The following is a 19,510-nucleotide window of genomic DNA, read 5'->3' on the forward strand; positions in this document are numbered from 1 at the left end:
GAACGCTTCCCGCAGGACACTCTGACGTACCAAACTCACGACCACGGCCTTCGTGCTGAACCCATGCCTCTGTGACGGAGCACAGGATCAGCCGAGGGCCGCCTTCACGTCCGCTGAACTGCGAAAAAGCCGATCAAGTACGAGCCGTGTTCGATGCCGGACCATAAACGTCAAGCTCAGCGCCCTCCACCGCCAGCTCCTGGCCGACGTGATCACCATCGGCTCCCCGTACCCCCTCGTGATCACCGGCGGCTACGCCGTCCAGGCCCACGGCCTGGTCGACCGCCTCAGCCAGGACCTCGATGTCGCCACAGAGAACCCCGCCCCCATGGCCGACATCGCCACCGATCTGGCCCACGAGCTCACCAAACGCGGATGGCAGGTCGCCGTCATCGCCGTCGACCCCCTCTCGGCCCGCCTGATGGTCGCCGACCCCGCCGACGGCGCCGAGTGCGAAGTAGACATCCTCAAAGAGAACCTCTGGAGCGCGCCCACCGATACCGAGTACGGTCCTGTCCTCGCCCTCGACGACGTCATCGGTACCAAGGTGCGCGCCCTGGCCGACCGCGGTGCCGTCCGGGACCTCATCGACGTCCACGCGGCCTCTCGGCTGCGTACGACCGCCGAGCTGGATCATCTCGGCCGGCGGCACGGCCGTGACGAGTTCCGGTTCGATGACCTCCATGACCGTCTCACCGGCTCGGACTGGTACGACGACGAGGAGTTCGCCGCCTACGGCCTTGACGACACGGGAGCTCTCCTTGCAGGAGGCCCGGACTGCGCTGGGCCGTCGCCGCGGCCGCGTGGCCTTGCTGTCCTTCGAGAAGGTGATGGACCAGATGGAGGCGGATCACCGGTCCACCGAGGAGTGGTCCGAGCTCCGCTCCCGGATCCGCGCGCTGGTTACCAACTTCGTCGGCAGATCCCGGACGAGCCACGAGCCCCGGGGCGTGTGACCGGGCCCGGTGCGTCGAACGGCGCAGGCACTCCGGTCTATGACCAGGTGTCGCTGGCCGGTCGACGCCCGCCTACGGCCCTGCCGATCAGCTCGTCCAGGTCTTGATCTGCGCGGCGACCTCACGCACCGGGAGCCCGTCCCGGGCGGCGCGGGCCAAGGGCAGGACGCTGTCCAGGCCAGGACTTACCGGAAGCCCGCACGCCGACAGGTAGGCCGCGGTCACCGTGGCCGCGAAGAGGAGGTTCCTCACCTCCAGGCTGGGGTTCCTCGCCAGCTCGCACAGCAGTGCTGCCGCCTTGTGATGAGGTTCGGGGTAGACCTCGTGGTCCAGGACTTCCGCCCGGTGACGCGCTTCCGCCGCGACCGGGACGCCGTAGTCCACGACCAGGGGATCGCCCGGAATCTGCTGGGCCACTGCCAAGATCCAGGCGAGATCGATGCGGAGATTCACGCGGCGTCCCTCGGGGCGCGCTCCTCGAGCCCTTGCGGAAGCCTGGGGTACCGGTCCTCACCGAGCTCCGCCTCGAACTCGTCCGTGTACGCGGCCAGGAACGATGCGGCGCCGGCCATGAAGGCGGCGCGCGACTCGTTCACATCGGCCTGGATCAGGTCGGCCACGTACCCCTGCAAGCTCAAGCCGCGGCGCTTGGCTCGCTCCTCGGCGGCTGCTTTGACCTCTTCGTCCAGCCGGATGTTCGTCTGCTTTCCCATACCGACCACCATAGCTAGATGCTGATACCGCCGACTAGCATTCGGATGCGTTGGTGCGCACATCACGTGCACATCGCCAGGAAAGGGCAGGTCAGCGGCGGATCTGGCCGTGCACTGTCAGCATCCGGAGCCGGGAAGAACCGACGCCCGGAACCGTCTCCACCACGGGCGTGGGGATCGCCTCACACCCGGTGAACCGCGGCTTACCGGGCACCTCCGGCCAAAGGCATGGCCGATACCCGGCGAAGATCATCTACCGGGCGATCTGGAAGGCCATCGGACAGCGGGAAACCACCCATGTGGGACCGCACTGGAATGATGAATCACCACATCGCGCCAGATCGGCAAGGGGACGAATGGGCCTGCACATTTCGCGGATCGAGATACGCAACTTCCGCAACTTCCGGCACTTGGTCATCGACGACTTCCCCGCTCATGCCGTGATCGTCGGTGAGAACGGCGTTGGCAAGTCGAACCTGCTGGAAGCGATCCGCCTGGTCCTCGACCCGTCCATCTCCGACGCGCGGCGTATGTTGCGCGAAGAGGACATCTGGGAAGGACACCCCACAGGCCTCGCCGGCGGAGCCGAAGTGACCATCGTGGTCGAGCTGAGTGGCTTCGACGACGACGCTGACGCCAAGAGCATCCTGTCCAGCGCCGCGGTGGATTCCGACCCCTACGTAGCCCGGCTGACCTACCGGTTCGCCCCTCGAACGGAGGTGGCAACCGGCGACGGCTCCCAGGTACAGCCCACCGGCCGGCCGCTGACTGCGAAGGACTACGACGTCGTCGTCTTCGCCGGCGACCGCGAGACCAACGATGTTCGCGCCATCCGCCGCGAGGTAGCCCTGCGTGTACTGCCGGCCTTGCGCGACGCCGAGTCAGACCTGAACAACTGGCGACGCAGTCCCATGCGGGACCTCCTCGAACGGCTCCCGCTGGACCCGGAGAACCTGGAAGCCACCGCCTCCGCGATCGCCACCGCCGTTGACCAGCTCACCAAGGACGGCAACGTCGGCAAGCTGGAGGAACACCTCACCGACCGGCTGCAGGCCATGTTCGGGCCGCGCCTGACCGTTCAACCAACCCTCGGCTTCGCCTCCTCGAAGCCGGACGAACTGATCCGCGCCGTGCGCCTGTTCTTCGACACGGCTCGCCGCAGGAGCATCTCCGACACCAGCCTCGGCAGCGCCAACGTCATCTACCTCGGCCTGCTGCTGGAAGCCCTCAGCCAGCAGCGATTGGACGAGGAATTCGTCGCCACTCTCGTCGCCGTGGAAGAGCCCGAGGCCCACCTCCACGTCACCCTCCAGCGGCACCTCTTCCGGTATTTGCTGCGCACCGGGCCGTCGCTCATCCTCACCACTCACAGCCCGCACATCGCCGCCGTTGCCCCGGTCCGCTCCTTCATCGTGCTGCGCGCCGCGGAGGACGGCACGACCGGAGCCGTCACGGCCGCCCTCCCCGTCACCAGCGAGGAAGCCGAGGACCTGGAGCGCTACCTCGACGTCAGCCGCGCCGAGGTCCTCTTCGCCTCCGCCGTGGTGCTGGTCGAAGGACTGGCCGAGCTGTACATCCTCCCCGCCCTGGCCGAAGCCGCCGGGTTCGACCTTGACGCCTACGGCACCGTGGTGGCCAGCGTCCACGGCACTGACTTCAAGCCCTATCGGGCGCTCCTCGGGCCGAACGGCCTTGACACCCCCCACGTGGTCATCACCGACGGAGACGCCGCCCGCGACAAGCGCGGTGTGCGGGAAGCAGGCCTCAAGCGAGGCGCGAAACTCCACATGGATGCGGCCCGTGGGAAGGCACTACTGGACCAGATTGCCCGTCTGCCGGAAACCGGTGCAGCCGACTACCGAACGACCCGCGATCCCCTCGCCTCCGAGCTCCAGGAACTCGGCATCTACGTGGGCGCCCAGACCCTGGAGACGACCTGTGCTCCATGTTCGGCAAGGAGATCATCCAGGCCTTCAAGGAGCTGAACAGCAAGGAGGCCGCAGTAGAAGAGGTAAGCCGCGGGGTCGACAACGAGCTCAACGCGACAATCGACCTCGACGTACGGAAGAAGATGCTCAAGCGGATCGGCGAACTCGGCAAGGGCCGCTTCGCACAGCGCCTCGCGTCCCACATCGCCCAGGTCGACCTGGACGCCCGCATCCGGTCCGAAGCGAAGATCGCGGACGATGTCCCTCTGGACGAGCAGGTCCTGCGCCGCCTGGGCACCGCCTCCTACCTCTTCCTGGCCATGGAACGCATCAGCTTCGCGGCCCGTGGGACCTCGCTGCTCCCCGGACAAGCGGCGTCACACACCAGCGGTCAGGGCAGCGATGCAAGTCAGTGACACCCTGCTCACGGAGCTGCTCGATCCGTACGTCCGCCCGGCTGCCGTAGCGGCCGATGAACCCGCGGAACTTCCGCTCGGCGGTCTCGGATGGAGCTCTTTGGCCTGTCCAACCTCTCCGCCACCCGTTACGTCCTGTCGGCGCACCCGGACAAGAGGAATGACCCCATCGCCCCGTGAGGCCCGCCCGGTCTGATCGGTCAGGTGGGATTCACGGCGGACAGCCTGTGCCACCAGTGACCGCATCCGTCGGAGCAGTAGCGCTCGCGGCGCCGTGCATCGGAGATCGCGAGTACCGCGATCAGCAGCCGGAACGCCTTGCGGCGCTCGTCGAGAGGGGCAAGGCTGGCGATCTTCCCCAGCTGCTGGTCGATCCTGCCGCGTGTGATCAGAACGGCAGGCGTATGTGTGAGGCGCAGTCCGGCACGGCGGATGCTCTCCGGTCCATCCTCGATGACGGCGCGAGCCTGGACGCAGTGATGGCGGAGAAACAGCAACGTCTCGGACTGCTCCTCCGGGCCGAGACCGTCGAACCATTCGATGCCCTGTGACATCGGGCGCAGCCCCTGGGCGAGTTCGTTGAGAATGACGTCTCGTTCGGTCATGACTGCCTTCCGCTGGACAGGCGGCGCTCCGCCGCGGTGACCAGGATCCCGAGCAGCACCGCAAGATCGGCTGCGCCGTCGGCGTCGTCGGCCCAGCGGGTGGCTTGCAGTGGGTGTACCTGGTCGAGTGGGGCGCCTTCGCGGGCAAGGACGAAGGCCAGTGCCAGCATGGCCGCGCGGGCGTTGCCGTCTTCGAACGGATGGAAGAACAGGACGTCGAGGTAGGTCCGGGCGGCACGCGAGGGGAGGGGCAGGTCCGGTTGAGTGCTCTCGGACAAACAGCTCTCGAACCACGCCGGAGTGTTGGGTGGCAGGCCATAGCGTTCCCGCCCGTCCTTCGCGAAGGCCGGCACTGTGCGGAAAGGGGCGGAAGGTTGGTGCAGGACTGTCCGCTGCCAGTTCTCCAGGAGGTCGAAGCTCAGCCGTCTGCCCTGTGCCGCGTCGGCGAGGGCCAGGTCGAGGGCGGTGAGGATCTGCCTGGTCCCTTCGGCGTCGCGGCTGCCGCGTGTAGTGGTGAAGAAGTCCCGGAAGCCGTCGTATGCCGGTGCTCCCGAGCCGGGGCGAGCGCCACTCCAGCACGGCCAAGAGATCTGTGGGCGAATGCGCAGCCAGTCGGCGAGCGCATCCCTATCGTGGCCCGGGCCGGACGTCATCGGATTCCGTCCACGGTCCGGGCGAACCGCGAACTCACCGTGTCGACCACTACGACGTCCGGTGCGATCCAGCTGCCGAATCGGCCGCCGACTGCGCTTTCCACGATCTTCTGGGCTCGTTCGTCGTCGATGCCGTTGAAGGCGAGGAACCATCCGAGGACCTGCTTGCAGTGCCCGTACCAGCCGCTCTCGGCCCGCGTCCTGTCGGCCACCACGGTCACCAGCCGCGTGCACGCGCGCTCCCAGTACCAGGGATCCACAGAGGACGGGGACATCGCTGAGTGCGATGGCGGCGCCAAGGCGGAGAAGCGCTCCGCCAAATCCTCGATCCAGTCACGCCACTCAACCAGGGCTGCGACGGCCATCGGCGCTGTCGTGTCCGCCGTCGTCACGGAGTGGCGGGCGCAGCACCACACGTCGACGACCCCGCCGTCGGTGTCGCCCTCACCCACCGACCAGTTCCAACCGCAGGCCCACCGGCCGTACCGGCTCACCAAAAACTCGGTGACGGGGTCCAGCGAGCGCCACCAGTGCTCTTCGACTGCCGCAGGGCTGGGCAGCAAGGGTGCGACAAGATCGGCCAATGCCTCCGCCGCATCCTCATCCAGCTCGAACGGGTGTCGCGACGGATCGACTTCTGCCCAGGTCAGGGTGCGTGCCCACAGTTCGCTCACCATGCCACTCTGCCGTGCTCACCAGTACGAACTCCAACGCAATACGGAGCGGAGGTGTCACACCACTGAGAAACGATCTTCAATCGAACAGGAAGTGATCTTCAAAGCTGGCGATTCACCCAGTTCAGACCAACTCGTGAACAGGCCCATGCGTAGCGAGCGAACCCACGTCAGGCTCCACGCCGTAGAGGCAGTATCGCCACAAGTTCCCAGGCAGAGCCCTCCGAGATTCAGCGAACTCGTCGGTTTCCGGTGGTCGGCGACAGCATGATCGACGCTGCCATCTGCGACGGCGACATCGTCACCGTCAGGAAGGCCGACAGTGCGGACCACGGCGATATCGTCGCCGCCATGCTGGACGGCGAAGCCACCGTCAAGCGCCTGCGCCGCGAGAACGGCAGGGTCTGGCTCGTGCCGCACAACGCGGCCCATCAGCCGATCCCCGGCGACGACGCCGTTATCCTCGGCAAGGTAGTCGCCGTCCTGCGCGCGCCTGATCCAGAACGCCCCGCGCCGCCCAGGGGGACGTCCCCCCCGGCACGGCGTCCCCCTGCACGAGCCCGGCGCAACGCCGGCACGTACCAGCCCAACGACGGGATCCCGACTTGACCCTGATGCCCGGAGCGCGCGTGCCGGGACGGACCTGGACAGTCCGCCTCACCGGCCACCCCGATCACACCGTGTCCGTCACCTGCAGCACCGCCGCGTGCCGCATGCCGCCCCGCTCGAAGGACGCCGCGAGCATGCGCCGCTTCGCCGCCGAGCACATCAAGGCCCACGCCCGCCTCGCTGGCGCCCGCCCCAACGCGGCCTGCAGCTGCGGCAGCGCCCACTGCGCCCTCCACGAATCCCGCGTCCGCTGCTCCGGCAGCAGCCTGCTGGTCCTCGTCCACAACCCGGCCGTCGGACAGGTCTGGACCCTGGCCGAGGTCTGCCAGACCTGCGCCCGCAGCATCCCGCACATCACCATCCTGGCCACGGCCAAGCCGGCCGTCCCCACCCCGGTGGCCCCTTCCGTGGAGCAGCCGGCGCCGCGCACCGCGGTACCCGGCGGGTTCTCCTCACCGGAAGCTGCTCCCGACCCTTCACCTGGCCGTCGCCGCCCCCACCGTCCGAACCGGTCGCGGGGCTGATTTCGGAACGGCGCGACCGCCGGGCCCTCGGAGCGGCCCCTGCTCCGCGGCCGCTGGATGAGCATGGCCGGGGTCAGCGGCGGGTGACGCCGTAGCCGGTGTCGTTGAGGGCGGCCGTCCAGACCTCCCGGTTGAACCACTTCGTGATGTCGGGCTGCATGGCGGTGATGGTGTCCATCCGGGCCTGCCAGTCGGTGCCGGTGGGCCGCTTGTTCTGGCAGCCGGTGCAGCGAACACACACCCACAGGAGGTACCCCATGGCCTGGAGGCTCGACTGGCGAAGAACCTCACGCACCGCGCCCACGTCCTCTTCCCCCGGAAGTGGGGCCGCAGCGCACACTCGACAGAGATGGTCGAAGGCGTCGTCCAGGGCTTCAGTCCCCGCTGAGCAGCTTCAGGCGCGGTCGGTGACTCCGTCGAGCAGTACGTCGAGCATCTCTTCCATGAGCGGATCAACGCCTTGTGGCCTCCCCAGCAGTACGGCGGGTCCCGGCGGCGGCAGCGACGGTGACCCGCGTACAGTGGCGCGTCGGCCGCCGGAAGGGGATCAAGGAAAGGGGCGGTAGGCCGTAGCCGTACCGCCCCGAGCTATACCGCCTCCTCCGCGATACGCTCTCCGTGTCGTGGCGAGCTCGGCTCGCCCAGTGTCTCCCTTGCCCAGTTACTGAGCGGCGCGACGGCGGCTGCTGTGGATCTCGGCCCTGGTAAGCAGAAGAGCACACAGTCAGTCGTCGCAGCGCGGGGAAGATGCACACGATCACGCAGATGATGACGTATGCGACGAGGGCTGCGGTCACCTCGGCCGGGAAGCAGTCCCACTTGATCATCCCCAGATCCTCCTTTCTCCCCACCCTGGCGGACATTCGGATCCGCAAGCCGCCCGGGCCCGTTTACCTCCGCCCAGGTCGCCTCCTTCCATGCGGTGACGGCCTGCTCGTCGCGCTCGGCGACGCGCCGCGCGGGGACCTGTGGGCTGAAGCCGAGCCGGTGCATCAGCCTCGTGGCACCCGAGACGCTGTATCGATGGTCTCGTACGAGGCGGTCACGGTCTTTCCTCAGCGTTCGTCACGGGCCGATCCGGACAGCCACGACCTCCCGTGGCGGACGGTCGGGCCGACTCAGGCGGCGAGGGCGACAGCTTTGACATCACTCAGGCGCTGGGGCAGCCGGGCACGTGCCTGCGTTGCTCTGTCCATCACCTCGGTCCGCCGCACCTCATCCGAGCCTGCTGCGTGAAACTCCTTGCCGAGACCGGTGAACTCGTCGGCCAGATCGCTCAGCGCTGCACCCGCGGCGGCCACCTTCTCCCGTCGCCTCTCCTGGTCGTCTCCATTTTCAATGAGGAGCTCCGCCTCGTAGGAGATACGGAACCGCATCTCGAAAATCAGCTTCAGCGCCTCGTCAACGAGGTCGTCGATGGCAGCCAACTTCGACTCTCTTCCTCTGGGAACGGTCCTGCACCAGCTGTCCCGGCTCGCGGGCCCCGGGCCCTGACAGCCTCGGCGGCGGCGTGCCGAGCATTGTCCCAGGATGATGCAGTTACCCGGATCTCGAACCGCGGCGTGCCGCGGCGAACTCCGCCCGAGGCGCGTCGGCCTCGTGGCCGGGCGAGCCCGCCGGAAGAGGTGGAGGGGGACGTCGGCGCGGCGGGCGTCGGATGGTGGGCCGGGTGGTCGCTGCGCCCGCCGCCGAGCTGCGCGGATCGTCCGTGCCCGCATCCAGGTCGGCGGCCCGATCGTGCTGGTCTGGGACAACGTCCGCCTCCATCTGACGGCCGGCATGCGGGAGTTCATCCCCGCGAACGCAGAGTGACTCACCGTGTTCCAGCTGCCCACGTACGCCCCGGACCTCAACCCGCAGGAGGGTGTCTGGTCGCTGGTCAAGCGCGACATCGGCAACCTCGCCGCGGCCGACCTCAGCCAGATCACCCGAGCCGTGAAGCGCCGGCTCAAGAAGATCCAGTACCGCCCGGAGCTCGTTAACGGGTGCCTCACCGGAACCGGGCTCGCCCTGGCTTAACCATCCGAGACGGCCTTCCCGTCTTCACGGGGAAACGACGGCCGCCGCTGGTTCGGGTGGGTAGAGGTCGAGCACGATGTCCAACCCGAGTGCACCGGCCTCGGAGAGCAGGCAAGCGGGCAGGACACAGCCTCGCTGACCGTTCTCGCTGCCGAAGCCGAGATGCAGCTCCAGGTCACAGTCGGTCGACAGGCTCGCCAGCTCCTCGCGGTGCCCGTCGACGAGTGCGACCAGTGCACGCACATGGTCCGTGAGGGTGTCATCAGGCAGTCCGCTTCGCTTGAGCCAGACGCTGGTCTCCCGTCGAGCACTGGTCGGATTGCGGGGACTCATGAGGCTGTCTCGCTGGAACTACTGGTCCGCGGCGATCCTCAGGCGGCCCGAGATCTCGTCGGCGGTGAGCCTGCGGCTCGTGATCCGGATCGACCCGGCCGACCACTTCGTGACCGGCACGGCCGGCACGTCCTCACGATCGCAGGACGGCCGACGGGAAGCGTGTCGGCGTACTCACCTATGTGCAGAGGTAGGTACGGATGAACGTGCAGAGCGAGCAGTCATCAATTCGCAGTAACTGCGGTGCGAGATGATGGGTCGGTGGATCTTCGTTACTTCAATCAGACCGGCTGGACCGCCATCTTCAATGGCACCGAGACTGAGATCGGCCGCATGGTGCGGGTGGAAGCGTGGGACCCGGCGACCGGAACGGCCCTTGTCGTCGATCCCAAGCGAGGCGCCATGCGCCCCGTCACGGACTACGAGGACTTCTCCCACCTTGAGAAGGCCGACCAGGTCGTAGCCGCAGTGCCTGGAGGCGGGTGGCGGGCGCACTGGAGGGACGAGGGCCCCGGGAAGACCCCTCTGACTGAACAGGTGCTCGCGTGGCTGATCACCTCGCAGGGCCGGGCAACAGCCATCACGATGGACGCTCACGGGCATGTTGACGATGCCGACAGCGCCGATGCCTTCATCCCGCCGGGCGAGGAACTGGGGCAGGCCTGAGACTTTGGATCAGGCGACTTCCGTCTCGCGCTCGATGGCCTTGAGGCGGTTCTTCAGCCGGTAGCTGGTTGTGTGGACGGTCACTCATTTCCCCAGGGCTAACTTCACGTAATTCCCCAGGTGCTGGCCTCGTCAGCGGTCGATCGCCCAAGGAGCGTCTGTGGGTGGGGCACCTGTTGTGAGGATGTGACTGACGATCCGCATCGCTTCTGCCAGAGGGACGGTGTCCTCGTCGGGATACTCGTCGTGCTGTCCGTTCGCCAGGACGAAGCCGCTGCTCGAGCTGCTGGCGCCGGGGCTGAGGGCGTGCTTGCCGGGATCGGCCTCGTCATCGAGGAGCATGACCATTGCGCGGTCGGTGTTGCTGATGACGGCCAGGGAACGGCCGCGCGAGCCGGTCAGCCAGGTCTCGAGGTGCCCGGCTGCGATCCGTTCTTGAAGCACGTCCAGCGCCGTGGCGGCCGAAGCGGGCACGGCGCTGTCAGTGAAGACCCAGGACTCGACCATGCGCATGACCCTCTCACACAGTCTGAGACGGTCGTCCTAGCTGGTCGGCGGCTTGTCCGTCGGATGCTTGGGGCGCTTGTTCGGCGGTAGCTGGGGCCGTTCATGATGACCTGGTGGCTGGTGTTGATCAGCCGGTCCAGGAGTGACTCGGCGGAGAGTGGGGTCCGCCATCGGCCGGGGCGCCGGGGAACCGCGTGCGGCCACCGGCGCCAGGGTGCGAAGAGGGGTCGTGCTCATCCTCGGTGGGATGAGCACGACCCCTCGTGCGGAGGCTCAGGTTCTCCGCGATGACCGGTCTGCTGGTCTACTGCCGGACGAAGGGCTCGCTACCCTCCGGGGCATAGGCCAGATCCAGCTCTGCCTGACCTTGATCCGTGGAGTACAGGAAGAACAGGTCGCACGTCGGGCCACCGGCTGCGGCCGTCAACGTGACCTCCGTAGCCGGCCCGACGGAGTCCAGATGCCAGGGTCGCCAGGTACCGGTGAACTTCGTGTCGGCTGACCACGATCCCTTGTGACACACGCTGGGAGGCAGGCTCACCTCTCCGAGCGCACCGTCCTTGAGGAACTGGATCGTGCCCAGGGTCGGCGACTTCCAGGACCCGACGACATGCCGCGCCCTGTCCTCGTCCGTCTGCACGGTGCAGGACACCGCCATCGGTAGGACGGCCACCAGTGAGCCGATCAGGAAACGGACGCCACTCCTCATCCCACATTTCCCTTCTGGAGCGGGTTACTCGAAGTCACTGGGTCGGGCATAGTTCCCGCCTGTCATGTAGTTCTTTGCCTGCCTGGTGATCGCGTCCCTGAGCTGGGACTCCGAGGCCCCGGGGTTGGCTGCGGCGATCTTCTCGCCCATCTGGCGGCCGTACTCGTTGTTCACGAGGTCCGAGAGGTGATCAGCATAGTTGTGGCCTTCCCGGTCGCCGCCTGCCGCTGGACTCGCTGACTGCGCAGCCGCGTACGCTGGTCGTGGACGAGGCTCAGTGGCTGAATCGAGAGACGTGTGGATGAGCCGGTTGTGCAGTTCTCCTGCTGGCCAGTCTCTCGGCCGACCACGGTGTGTCCGAACACGACAGCCGACGGGCCCGCGCGGCTGCCGTCCAGCGACGAGCCCGGCTCTCGAAGGCCGATGCATAAAGGCGCAGCTGAGCGTGGATGTGCGGGTGGAGCTTGTCGCGGTACGGGGGTGGGTGTCGCCGTGCGGCCGTCGCGCCCGGGGTGCCGGTCCCCGTCGTCCTCGATGACGGCGCCGGACTCCCCGGCCGCCAGTACCCGCCGCCGGGCGGGGCCACTTCCGGACCTGCAGGGGGCGCCGGCCGTTCCAGTTTTCCGGAACAGCCCTCGATGCCTGCGCCGTTGCGGGCAGGGGCGGGCCTGCCGCGGCCCGGGGACCGTACACAGATCCGATGCCCATCGCCCCGGGTGGGGCTGGGGCTCGTTTGTCTCGTGGGTAGAGGACGCGGCGTCCGGCAAGCGGCCGCAGTACGCTCAGGTCCACCCGCCACAGCACCGGTACTTCGCAAGCACCCGGGCTGCGTCGGCCCGGTCTACCGAGAGGAGGAGCGATGGCCTTCACGCTCGACCTTGCCGCCTGCTCCCGGCCCTGATGAGGCCCTGGCCGCGGCCACCGGGCTGCTGGAGCACCCCCCGCAGCCACCACACAACGACTACTGGGCCGCCCACGCCCAAGTCCTGCTCTCCGCCGCTCTTATGGCCGCCGCGGTCGACGGCTCGGGCGTGGAGACGATCCTCGCGTGGATTGCCGCCCCGGACGACGGCCGCCCGCTGGAACTGCTGCGCACGGGGCCGGTGCCCACCTGGGCGCAGGAGTGCGAGGCGATCCTGGCCCTCCCGGCCCATGATCTGAACTGCGTCCTGTTAACCGCCCGCGACGCCCTGCGGGCAAACCTTCAGCCGGCCGCGGGCAACGAGCCCGGCTGACCACCCGGCCATCACCGCCCCGCCCCGAGCCCGGCTGGCTCGGGGTGGGAGGCCCCGGCCGCGCTGCGCCCGGCCAGGCGCAGCGGCGAAGCCGGCCATGCCCGTCCCCGACGGGGCTGTCGGTAATGGGGGAGAGCATGGAGAGATGAGCGCCGGTAGGGCGCCTGTCGGCCCGTACACGGGTATCGGCAGGCTGTGCGAGCAGGTCCGGGACGCCCTCGCGGAGTGGGCGCCCCGGCTGCTGGGCGTGCACGTTCACCGGTCGCTGCCGGGTCCGGCGGAGGCGGCGTACCTGGTGGGCGCGGTGGCGGACGCCGCCGAGCTCACGGTCCTTCCCGCAGGCGGGCCGGGCGCGGACGGAGCTCCGCGCGGCGGCCGCCCGGGCGGCCGAGGGCCGCCGGGGACCGGCCGGGGGTGGACGTACGGGCGGAGCTTGTCGCCGTGCGGGGAGGGTGCCGGCGTGCGGCCGTCGCGCTCGGCGTGGCGGTCCCCGTCGTCCTCGATGGCGTTGCCGCACCCCACCGGAGTAACCGCCGCCGGGCCCCGGCTACCCGCACGCGTGAGTACCTGTCTGTGAGACGACCATGACAAGCAGCTGCGGCGGTGAATGGTTCACTTGCCAGGGATAGCTTGGGGTGCCGGCGCGGGGAGGGTGTGTGGAAGAGCCAGGCTTCCGTCTACTGCTGACAGAGGCAGGTGACCGGAAGGTCGAGGCGGTCCATGCGATGCGTACGGTCACCGGTCTCAGTCTCTGGAACAGCAAACTTCTCCTCGACAGCGCGCCAGTAGCGGTCACGGCACCCAACTGGCTCGAGGTCGCAGAAGAGGCGGCCAGGGTCCTTGAGGACGCGGGCGCCCGCGCGACAGTGCTGTGCGACTGGTGCGACCGCACCATCAGGCGAGGGGCGGCGCCCATCGACGCGGCTCCGTGCAAGGGGCCGTGGCCTGCCGAAGCCTGCAGGGCGAGCTGCCCACCCGCCGCGCCACCCGCTTGTGAGCAGGGTTGATGTCGTGACTGCTCACGACTGCTACGGCGTCGCCTGGTCGCTGCTGCACCTGATCGAGACCGGCCCGGGGCCGGTACCACTGGTGACGCCTCCCGGCCCCGATGCCGACGAATGGCATCCCACGCTCTGGAACCGCTGGGGAAATCATGCCCTCACCGACGAGGACTTGACTCGTTAAGGCCCTCACGCCGCGACCTGGGCGGCCATGAAGCTCCGTTGGCCCTGGCCCTGGCCCTGGCTGCGGCGAGGCGGAGTGGCAGGCGCTCCTTGGCCTTGCGGACGACTGCCTGACCGTCATCGCCGTCTACGAATCAGCCGCCTGAGCCTTTCCCCGCGCACGCTGTGTGGTGCTCCGGCAAGGCGAGCGGCTGGGCCCTGCGGGCCGGAGCTGTCCGTCAGTCGATCGGCTGACGGGTCTCGGCCCGTACCTTCAGTGCGGTTTCCGCGATGCGGGTGAGGTCGACGGAGTCGGGGGCTTGCTGGGAGATTTCGGCGGTGACCACCCCGATGGAGGCGGCTGTGTTCTCGTCCGCCCAGGCGCACATCGGCAGGGTGGCCTCGGCTCCGCCCTGGCGTGTGGTCAGCACCTCGCAGGACAGTGTGATGTCGGAGCCGGGAGGCGTGACGTCCCTGACGGGAACCGCCACTTTTGCGCTCTCGCTCTTTGCCGCGCCGGCCATAATCTTCTTCCGCGACGCCGCGGGGTCCTTGAACGGGCCGTACATTCCGGAGATGACGAAGAGGCTCCAGACGTCGCCACTCCGCCTCTGTCAGATCCCCCCGACCAGTCACGCAAGAGCCAACGAACCAGTGGGTGACATGGGTACGGTCAGCATCTGCGATGCCACCACGCCAACCCCGGGTCTTCCGTCGGCTCGTGATGCGTTCGCCCGAGGAGCACCGCGTCCAGGAGCTCGACCTGCACCCGGAGTTCGCTGGCGGCCCTTGGCGGAAGCAGGAACAGAGCGTCTTGCAGCTTGTCCCGGGCCCAACCCTCGCCGCAGCAGGGACAGGTGAACTCCGCCTCCCATTGCCTCCACCGGCGCCTCGTGCCGTGGACGCGCACCGACCACACGCTCAGCGCCACCGCCACGATGCCCGGAGACAATCGCTCCCGTTCGAGCACACGGACAGCGGCATTCGCCGCTCCCGACAGACCTGGGACATCGCGATACTGCACCCAGGGTCTACCCCAGCCGCGTTCCGGCGGCCGAATTGAAGCTGGTGTTCTACGAGGCATGGCCCCTTCGGATGCAAGTCATGGACGGCATCCTCCCACAGCCCAAGATCGGCCGGACAGTACTTAGTGCCGCATCAGGCAGTTTGCCCTGGTCTCGCCGTGGTCGCAGGCCCGTACCCTCGTGGGATGCACTCTCATCTGCGCTTCGAGAATCCGCCAGCGCTGCCTCACGAGGTGGTGGTCGAGACGTTGGAGCGGGCGCTTCGCGATCGCTCGCACGAGGGTGAGGCGGCAAGTGTCTTGGTCGGGAGTGCGTTGAACGACGAGGATCGGGAGTTCGTCGAGCACTGGTGCGTCCAGGTCGGGACGCGGGCTGTGTCGGGGAGCCCTTTGCTCGGCCTGGCTGGTTTATGCCTTGGACACACCGCCCGGCGCTTCGGATATCTCAGTGCTGAGGCCCTTGCGCTCGCGGAGTCGCTGGCGGCGCGTGCCGAGGCGGATCCGAAGGATGTGGACGGTCGGGCTCTTGATGGCTTTGACGACGCCCGGAGCTTCCTGCATCTGTGGTGAGGAGAGCTGTCACAGCCGGGGCCAGGCGGCTGGAGCCGTCGGCGGCGGGCCTGCCCGCGTCCCTCGCCCGGAATGCGGGTGCACGCGCCCTCAAGTGACCGACGCCCCGGAGCCCGGGCGTGCCGCCGAGGCTCCGGGGCGTGCCCCGGCCTGCTCACCGGGGAGGCGGACGCGGCCGACGACCTCACTGGGCGCAGAGCGAGGGGGCGGGGCCGGGCGGGTGAGTTCGCCCCCGGTCGGCCGATGTCGGGTCGGCGTTGCGTCGCGTCGTACAGGCGGGTCGGCGAGGCTGAGGTGGTCCGCGGCTCGCTGGGGGTCGCCGTAGCCGGGAGTGTCAGTTCATGCGTCGTTCTGTGCCCGTCCTGCTCGCCGCTGTTGCCGTCACCGGGTCACTCGCGGTTCCCGCTGCGGCGGCGGACCCGACGCCGATCACCTCGCCCTACGTCCAGGCCGCCGCGGACGTCACCGCCGCCGGTGTGCTGAAGCGGGCGAAGAACATCGACTGGGTACGCCACATCAACACGGGCCGGTACTGCGTGAACGTCAGCGACCAGGTGAACCTGGCGTTCAGCGTGGTCCAGGTCGAACTGCCCAACTCCAACCGCCGCAGTTTCAGCACCACGCCCAACCCCGTGTGCGGTCCCAACGCCGTCACGGTCTACACGTACGACCTGAGGGGCAGCTACGTCGACAACCCCTTCACAATCGCCGTCCTGTGACCGCCCGGTCCGTGGACTTCCCAGGGATCCTGCCGAACAGGATGCGGCGTCCAGGGAAATATCGCGGCCTGCTTGGGGCATGAACGACACGCGGGCCGTACGGCCGACCGGTACCACAGCCGACACCGATGCCGACGCGCCCGCCCCTGCGGCGCGCCTGGCCGCCCTCGCCGCTGCGCTGGCCGACGAGACCCGCGCAGCCATCTGCATGACCCTGCTCGAAGGACGCGCCTGGACCGCGGGCGAGCTGGCGCGGATCACCTCGGTAGCGCCGTCCACGTCAGCGGCCACCTGGGCCGCCTGCTCGAAGCGGGCATCTGCGCGACCGAGCGGCAGGGCCGGCACAGCTACGTCCGGATCGCCGACGCGGCGACGGCCCGCCTGGTGGACGAACTGGCCTCGCACGCCATACCTGGCCGGGACGCGGCACACGCGGTGGCCGTGGTCTCCCGGCCCGATCCGCTGGCGCGCGCCCGCACACGTGACCATTTGTCAGACACTGCCTAGAACCCTCCTCGCGAAGGGGTCCGGAGGGGGCTTCGGCTTTTCCCGGATGGTTCTCGCCCGCCCCGTGTACGGGGTGCCGGACATGCGGGACCGTTTTCCCTAGAGGACCTGCCGCCGTGCGACTCGGGGAGATACCGCCGGGGCAGCGGCCGACGTCACCAGGAGCGCGGCGGCAGGGGGAGCAGGTCTGCCCTGCGGTCCCCACTCTCAGGTCTTCCTCAGATCTGTGGCGCAAGATCCATTCCGGGTCATATGGTCGGCTCCGGCGCGCTACCGACCAACAACGCGCCACCGGCCAATAAAACGAGGGGACTTACTTTCTCATGCGCATACGCGCTCGTTCTGCTCTGACATCGGCAGTGGCGTTGGCCTCGGCCGCGCTCATGACCGCAGCCGCCGTACCGGCCTCCGCAGCGGACGCTCCCGTTCCTCCTGTGCAGAGCTACCAGGAACTCCTGGACAACCACCAGCCCATCTCCCTCAGCCGTGAGCAGGCGCAGCAACATGAGGCGTCGAAGACGTTTCTCGCGGCGGCGGATGCCGACCATCTCAGCGAGCACGACACCGATGCCCTTCTGTCCTCGGGCCGCTGGATCGCCTATCCCGTCGGCGCGACGGAGGAGACGGTGACGCAGGACCCCGAGGCGGGGACGCAGACGACGGTGACGAAGGAGACCAGCTCCGTCGCTGCGGAGAAGACGTCGACGGAGACCGTCCCGCTGGCGGCCCGGACGCAGTCCGGGTACCTCTCGCAGACGTACTGGCTGAAGGCGGCCGACGGGCGGAAATTCGCATACTTCCAGATGCGGCAGAACTACAGCTACAACGGGCGGGCGGTCACCGCGTACGAACAGCCGATCATCAACCACAAGGTCTACGCGTGGGCAGAGGTACTGGGCTGGTCCTTCGAGGGGCTCGACCTGAGCGGGTCGAAGGGCCCGTCGTACTATTCGTGGCGCGGCAACGGTCACGGCGGTCTCGAGACGTGGCGCAGGGCGAACTTCAAGTACGACCCGATCCACCTCGACATCGGGTCGCTCCACCGGTACCCGTGGCTGCACTTCTACCAGCACGCCGACGGCACCGAGTACTCCACCACGGGCATGTAGGCCGCACAATATGTGCTGGGGAGCCTGCGGGTTCCCCAGCCTTCGACTCCAGGGGACATGTGATGAAGAGGACCGTTCTTGGCGTTGCGGGGCTGTAGTTCATCATCGGGGCAGGCCTGGCGTCCGCACGGCACTGGCCCTTCTCCCTGGTCGCGCTGCTGGGGCTGGTCATGATTCTCTCGGCCGCTGCGGGGCGTGAGGTGTGGGCGCGGCGGGGGTTGTGGCTGGCCGTTTTCACCTCCGTCTTTCTGGGGCTGACGTGGTGCGTCGCTGAGCTGGCACGGGCCAGTGGGCAGCATCTGAGCGTGGAGGACCCCGGAGCGGTGGGAGCGTACGTCCCGGGGCTGGGTGTCCCCGCCGCCGTGGTGCTGTGGGTTCTGCGGCGCCCTGGCCAGCCCCGCTGACGCCGTTTCCGGCCTGCGTCTCACCGGGAACCTCAGCGGCGCCGAACCCTCCGGGAGGTCCGGCGCCGCTTGGCGCGTGAGACTGCCGAGAGAGCCGGCCCCCTACGGGGACCGGCTCTTGGCGCATCCGAAGAAGCGCCCGCCGAAGACCTGCCTGCTGATTCCCTGCCTGCGCCCGGGCCAGCACGCAAACCTGCACCAGGGATGGCCGCCGAGATCCCCCGACACGGCCGTCTTCTACGCGACTACGCCGGAGTACTCCTGGGGCGCAGCCAGGCGGGAGCCGAGACGGAAGCGCATCTCGCGTGCCGCCCGTTGGACCTCTTCGCTGTGCGCTTCGTCGTCGAGCACGGCCAGGAGCACCATCAGGGCGCGGGCTTCATCTGCGCTGATCAGCTTCAGTCGCGTCTCGTTCACACCGTCGAGCAGTACGTCCAGCATGTCGTCGTCCATGCCGAGACCAACGCCCGTCAGCCCACCTCGTCACAGGTCCGCTCTCGTTTCTGCCGGCACCAGGCCAGAGCACCCCGCGGTTCGAAGCCCCCGCACATGCAGGTCCAGCACCGAGATGGAGCCCGCCCCGCCCCAGGAGGCGAGGGCCGACCGCTCGGCAGCCCTGGTAGACCGCCGACCCGGGCTCGGCAGGCAGCCTTCGTGTGCTTGTCGACGGTGCGCCGCTGACCCAACAACGGGTGCTGTTGGCGTTCCGTTCGCAGATCCACGGTGCATGCACCACGGCGAGGAGGCAGGCTCGGTCTGCCAGGGGCGGCCTCGGTCCGGTTCCGAGAAGGCACAGCGGTGGCAAGGGGAGGGGCGGCGTCGTGGCGGCAGAGTGGGACTGGACGACGGCGGAGTTCGGTGACGCACACGCAGGCGTGGTAGGCGTACTCCTGGCCGATGGCAGCGAGCCGGGTCCGGTGTATTTCGATACCGGCAGCGGCTCCCACGTCCCTTCCTCGACGCACTGGTCCCTCTACGACGGGCACCTCGGACGCCCGCGGGCGGCAGCCCTGCGCGCCGCGTGTGTGTGCGGGTGGCGCGCCCCGGCCGAGTACCCACTGGACTGGGAGAAGATCGGCGAGCAGCGCTTGCACGAGGCGGACATCGATCTGACGAGCCCGCTCGCGGACTGGACCGCGCACCTGTCCGTCATCCGCGACACCACCGCGCCATTGCCCGAATCCCTCGCGGCGCTCCTGGTCCAGCTCGCCGACCAGCTGCAGACCGCTGCTGCCGACAGCCCGCTTGCCGCGCTCAGGGCCCTGAGCGTCCTTGAGCGCGTTAGCGCGCGGGTGGGGCAGGAGGCGGCCTCTGCGGTGCGTGGCAGCGCGGTATCGGTGGAGGAGGTGGCGGCCGCGCTGGGGACGAGTCCGTCCGCGGTCCGCAGTCTGTTGATCCGTTACGGCAGTTTCTGATCCCGGCGCCGGCGCGTTCGCGACTCCGGCTTCGGAGTCGTCTGGCATGCGC

At 68.6% G+C, this 19,510-nt stretch carries 25 protein-coding genes and 5 pseudogenes; 15 read left to right on the forward strand and 15 right to left on the reverse strand.

Annotated elements, in window-relative coordinates:
- Window positions 1-163: 163 nt before the first annotated feature.
- Window positions 164-748, forward strand: a pseudogene (locus tag AC0666_RS32700) (nucleotidyl transferase AbiEii/AbiGii toxin family protein); the annotation flags it as partial.
- Entirely contained in the window at window positions 741-956 is a 216-nt protein-coding gene (locus tag AC0666_RS32705) for a hypothetical protein (RefSeq protein ID WP_478709004.1), read from the forward strand. The pseudogene AC0666_RS32700 and the gene AC0666_RS32705, both read left to right, overlap by 8 nt.
- 87 nt (window positions 957-1,043) lie before the next feature.
- Here the strand turns inward: AC0666_RS32705 and AC0666_RS32710 are convergent, their stop codons facing one another.
- Both AC0666_RS32710 and AC0666_RS32715 read right to left on the reverse strand, forming a co-directional pair.
- Window positions 1,044-1,409, reverse strand: coding sequence for a hypothetical protein (locus tag AC0666_RS32710; RefSeq protein WP_478708971.1), 366 nt, complete (start codon window positions 1,407-1,409; stop codon window positions 1,044-1,046).
- Window positions 1,406-1,669, reverse strand: coding sequence for a hypothetical protein (locus AC0666_RS32715; RefSeq protein ID WP_478708972.1), 264 nt, complete (start codon window positions 1,667-1,669; stop codon window positions 1,406-1,408). Before AC0666_RS32715 ends, AC0666_RS32710 begins: the two co-directional genes overlap by 4 nt.
- A 170-nt stretch (window positions 1,670-1,839) precedes the next feature.
- On the opposite strand from AC0666_RS32715, the gene AC0666_RS32720 reads away from it, so the two are divergent.
- Window positions 1,840-3,654, forward strand: a complete 1,815-nt coding sequence (locus AC0666_RS32720; protein WP_478708973.1) for an ATP-dependent nuclease — start codon at window positions 1,840-1,842, stop codon at window positions 3,652-3,654.
- Window positions 3,615-4,013 carry a hypothetical protein gene (locus tag AC0666_RS32725; protein ID WP_478708974.1) on the forward strand — a complete coding sequence of 133 codons (399 nt, stop codon included), beginning with the start codon at window positions 3,615-3,617 and terminating at the stop codon, window positions 4,011-4,013. Before AC0666_RS32720 ends, AC0666_RS32725 begins: the two co-directional genes overlap by 40 nt.
- A gap of 200 nt (window positions 4,014-4,213) precedes the next feature.
- On the opposite strand, the gene AC0666_RS32730 is transcribed toward AC0666_RS32725, so the two are convergent.
- From AC0666_RS32730 to AC0666_RS32740, 3 genes are read right to left on the reverse strand one after another with little or no spacing between them, the layout of a single operon-like run.
- Window positions 4,214-4,618, reverse strand: a complete 405-nt coding sequence (locus tag AC0666_RS32730) for a DUF5958 family protein (protein ID WP_478708975.1) — start codon at window positions 4,616-4,618, stop codon at window positions 4,214-4,216.
- On the reverse strand, window positions 4,615-5,271 hold the full coding sequence (locus AC0666_RS32735) for a Fic family protein (RefSeq protein ID WP_478708976.1): 657 nt from the start codon (window positions 5,269-5,271) through the stop codon (window positions 4,615-4,617). The genes AC0666_RS32730 and AC0666_RS32735 overlap by 4 nt, the downstream gene beginning before the upstream one ends.
- Window positions 5,268-5,948, reverse strand: a complete 681-nt coding sequence (locus tag AC0666_RS32740; RefSeq protein ID WP_478708977.1) for a hypothetical protein — start codon at window positions 5,946-5,948, stop codon at window positions 5,268-5,270. Before AC0666_RS32740 ends, AC0666_RS32735 begins: the two co-directional genes overlap by 4 nt.
- Before the next feature lie 249 nt (window positions 5,949-6,197).
- Between AC0666_RS32740 and AC0666_RS32745 the strand changes: the two are divergent.
- Together AC0666_RS32745 and AC0666_RS32750 are read left to right on the forward strand one after the other, a co-directional pair.
- Window positions 6,198-6,434, forward strand: a pseudogene (locus tag AC0666_RS32745) (LexA family protein); the annotation flags it as partial.
- Between the two features lie 191 nt (window positions 6,435-6,625).
- Window positions 6,626-7,078: a hypothetical protein gene (locus AC0666_RS32750; RefSeq protein ID WP_478708978.1), complete on the forward strand. Its 453-nt coding sequence runs from the start codon at window positions 6,626-6,628 to the stop codon at window positions 7,076-7,078.
- 73 nt (window positions 7,079-7,151) lie between these two features.
- Here the strand turns inward: AC0666_RS32750 and AC0666_RS32755 are convergent, their stop codons facing one another.
- From AC0666_RS32755 to AC0666_RS32765, 3 genes and pseudogenes are all read right to left on the reverse strand, one after another.
- Window positions 7,152-7,373 carry a hypothetical protein gene (locus AC0666_RS32755; protein ID WP_478708979.1) on the reverse strand — a complete coding sequence of 74 codons (222 nt, stop codon included), beginning with the start codon at window positions 7,371-7,373 and terminating at the stop codon, window positions 7,152-7,154.
- 574 nt (window positions 7,374-7,947) lie between these two features.
- A pseudogene (locus tag AC0666_RS32760) lies at window positions 7,948-8,098 on the reverse strand (helix-turn-helix domain-containing protein); the annotation flags it as partial.
- Window positions 8,099-8,196: 98 nt separating this feature from the next.
- Entirely contained in the window at window positions 8,197-8,505 is a 309-nt protein-coding gene (locus tag AC0666_RS32765; RefSeq protein ID WP_478708980.1) for a hypothetical protein, read from the reverse strand.
- A gap of 274 nt (window positions 8,506-8,779) precedes the next feature.
- Here AC0666_RS32765 and AC0666_RS32770 point away from each other — a divergent pair.
- Window positions 8,780-9,097: pseudogene (locus tag AC0666_RS32770) on the forward strand (transposase); the annotation flags it as partial.
- A gap of 24 nt (window positions 9,098-9,121) precedes the next feature.
- Here AC0666_RS32770 and AC0666_RS32775 read toward each other — a convergent pair.
- Window positions 9,122-9,340 carry a hypothetical protein gene (locus AC0666_RS32775; RefSeq protein WP_478708981.1) on the reverse strand — a complete coding sequence of 73 codons (219 nt, stop codon included), beginning with the start codon at window positions 9,338-9,340 and terminating at the stop codon, window positions 9,122-9,124.
- Between the two features lie 351 nt (window positions 9,341-9,691).
- On the opposite strand from AC0666_RS32775, the gene AC0666_RS32780 reads away from it, so the two are divergent.
- Window positions 9,692-10,096 carry a hypothetical protein gene (locus tag AC0666_RS32780; protein WP_478708982.1) on the forward strand — a complete coding sequence of 135 codons (405 nt, stop codon included), beginning with the start codon at window positions 9,692-9,694 and terminating at the stop codon, window positions 10,094-10,096.
- A 132-nt stretch (window positions 10,097-10,228) separates the two neighbouring features.
- Here AC0666_RS32780 and AC0666_RS32785 read toward each other — a convergent pair whose 3' ends face one another.
- The 4 genes and pseudogenes from AC0666_RS32785 to AC0666_RS32800 form a co-directional block, all read right to left on the reverse strand.
- Window positions 10,229-10,609: an Imm1 family immunity protein gene (locus AC0666_RS32785; RefSeq protein ID WP_478708983.1), complete on the reverse strand. Its 381-nt coding sequence runs from the start codon at window positions 10,607-10,609 to the stop codon at window positions 10,229-10,231.
- Between the two features lie 30 nt (window positions 10,610-10,639).
- Window positions 10,640-10,764 (reverse strand): annotated as a pseudogene (locus AC0666_RS32790) (ATP-binding protein); the annotation flags it as partial.
- 143 nt (window positions 10,765-10,907) lie between these two features.
- Window positions 10,908-11,312, reverse strand: coding sequence for a hypothetical protein (locus AC0666_RS32795; protein WP_478708984.1), 405 nt, complete (start codon window positions 11,310-11,312; stop codon window positions 10,908-10,910).
- Between the two features lie 24 nt (window positions 11,313-11,336).
- On the reverse strand, window positions 11,337-11,486 hold the full coding sequence (locus tag AC0666_RS32800; RefSeq protein WP_468974210.1) for a hypothetical protein: 150 nt from the start codon (window positions 11,484-11,486) through the stop codon (window positions 11,337-11,339).
- Window positions 11,487-12,316: 830 nt separating this feature from the next.
- Between AC0666_RS32800 and AC0666_RS32805 the strand changes: the two genes are divergently transcribed.
- The 3 genes from AC0666_RS32805 to AC0666_RS32815 all read left to right on the forward strand — a co-directional run bounded on the left by AC0666_RS32805 (window position 12,317) and on the right by AC0666_RS32815 (window position 13,732).
- Window positions 12,317-12,547: a hypothetical protein gene (locus tag AC0666_RS32805; protein ID WP_478708985.1), complete on the forward strand. Its 231-nt coding sequence runs from the start codon at window positions 12,317-12,319 to the stop codon at window positions 12,545-12,547.
- Between the two features lie 656 nt (window positions 12,548-13,203).
- Window positions 13,204-13,554 carry a ribosomal protein L7/L12 gene (locus tag AC0666_RS32810; RefSeq protein ID WP_478708986.1) on the forward strand — a complete coding sequence of 117 codons (351 nt, stop codon included), beginning with the start codon at window positions 13,204-13,206 and terminating at the stop codon, window positions 13,552-13,554.
- Between the two features lie 4 nt (window positions 13,555-13,558).
- The gene (locus AC0666_RS32815) at window positions 13,559-13,732 is read left to right on the forward strand and encodes a hypothetical protein (protein WP_468587643.1); all 174 of its coding nucleotides are present in this window, start codon (window positions 13,559-13,561) and stop codon (window positions 13,730-13,732) included.
- A 217-nt stretch (window positions 13,733-13,949) separates the two neighbouring features.
- On the opposite strand, the gene AC0666_RS32820 is transcribed toward AC0666_RS32815, so the two are convergent.
- A complete protein-coding gene (locus AC0666_RS32820; RefSeq protein WP_478708987.1) occupies window positions 13,950-14,141 on the reverse strand; it encodes a hypothetical protein in 192 nt (63 codons plus the stop codon).
- Window positions 14,142-14,920: 779 nt separating this feature from the next.
- Between AC0666_RS32820 and AC0666_RS32825 the strand changes: the two genes are divergently transcribed.
- The 3 genes from AC0666_RS32825 (at window position 14,921) to AC0666_RS32835 (ending at window position 17,639) form a co-directional block, all read left to right on the forward strand.
- Complete coding sequence (locus AC0666_RS32825; RefSeq protein WP_478708988.1) at window positions 14,921-15,304, forward strand: hypothetical protein; 384 nt, start codon at window positions 14,921-14,923, stop codon at window positions 15,302-15,304.
- A gap of 341 nt (window positions 15,305-15,645) precedes the next feature.
- On the forward strand, window positions 15,646-16,023 hold the full coding sequence (locus tag AC0666_RS32830) for a hypothetical protein (RefSeq protein WP_471234439.1): 378 nt from the start codon (window positions 15,646-15,648) through the stop codon (window positions 16,021-16,023).
- 941 nt (window positions 16,024-16,964) lie between these two features.
- Window positions 16,965-17,639 (forward strand): hypothetical protein, encoded by a 675-nt coding sequence (locus AC0666_RS32835; protein ID WP_478708989.1) that lies wholly within the window; start codon window positions 16,965-16,967, stop codon window positions 17,637-17,639.
- A 641-nt stretch (window positions 17,640-18,280) separates the two neighbouring features.
- Here the strand turns inward: AC0666_RS32835 and AC0666_RS32840 are convergent.
- Window positions 18,281-18,496: a hypothetical protein gene (locus tag AC0666_RS32840; protein WP_468974455.1), complete on the reverse strand. Its 216-nt coding sequence runs from the start codon at window positions 18,494-18,496 to the stop codon at window positions 18,281-18,283.
- A gap of 368 nt (window positions 18,497-18,864) precedes the next feature.
- On the opposite strand from AC0666_RS32840, the gene AC0666_RS32845 reads away from it, so the two are divergent.
- Window positions 18,865-19,458 (forward strand): hypothetical protein, encoded by a 594-nt coding sequence (locus AC0666_RS32845; RefSeq protein WP_478708990.1) that lies wholly within the window; start codon window positions 18,865-18,867, stop codon window positions 19,456-19,458.
- Window positions 19,459-19,510: the final 52 nt, after the last annotated feature.

Source organism: Streptomyces sp. NPDC043680 (genome assembly GCF_056436685.1).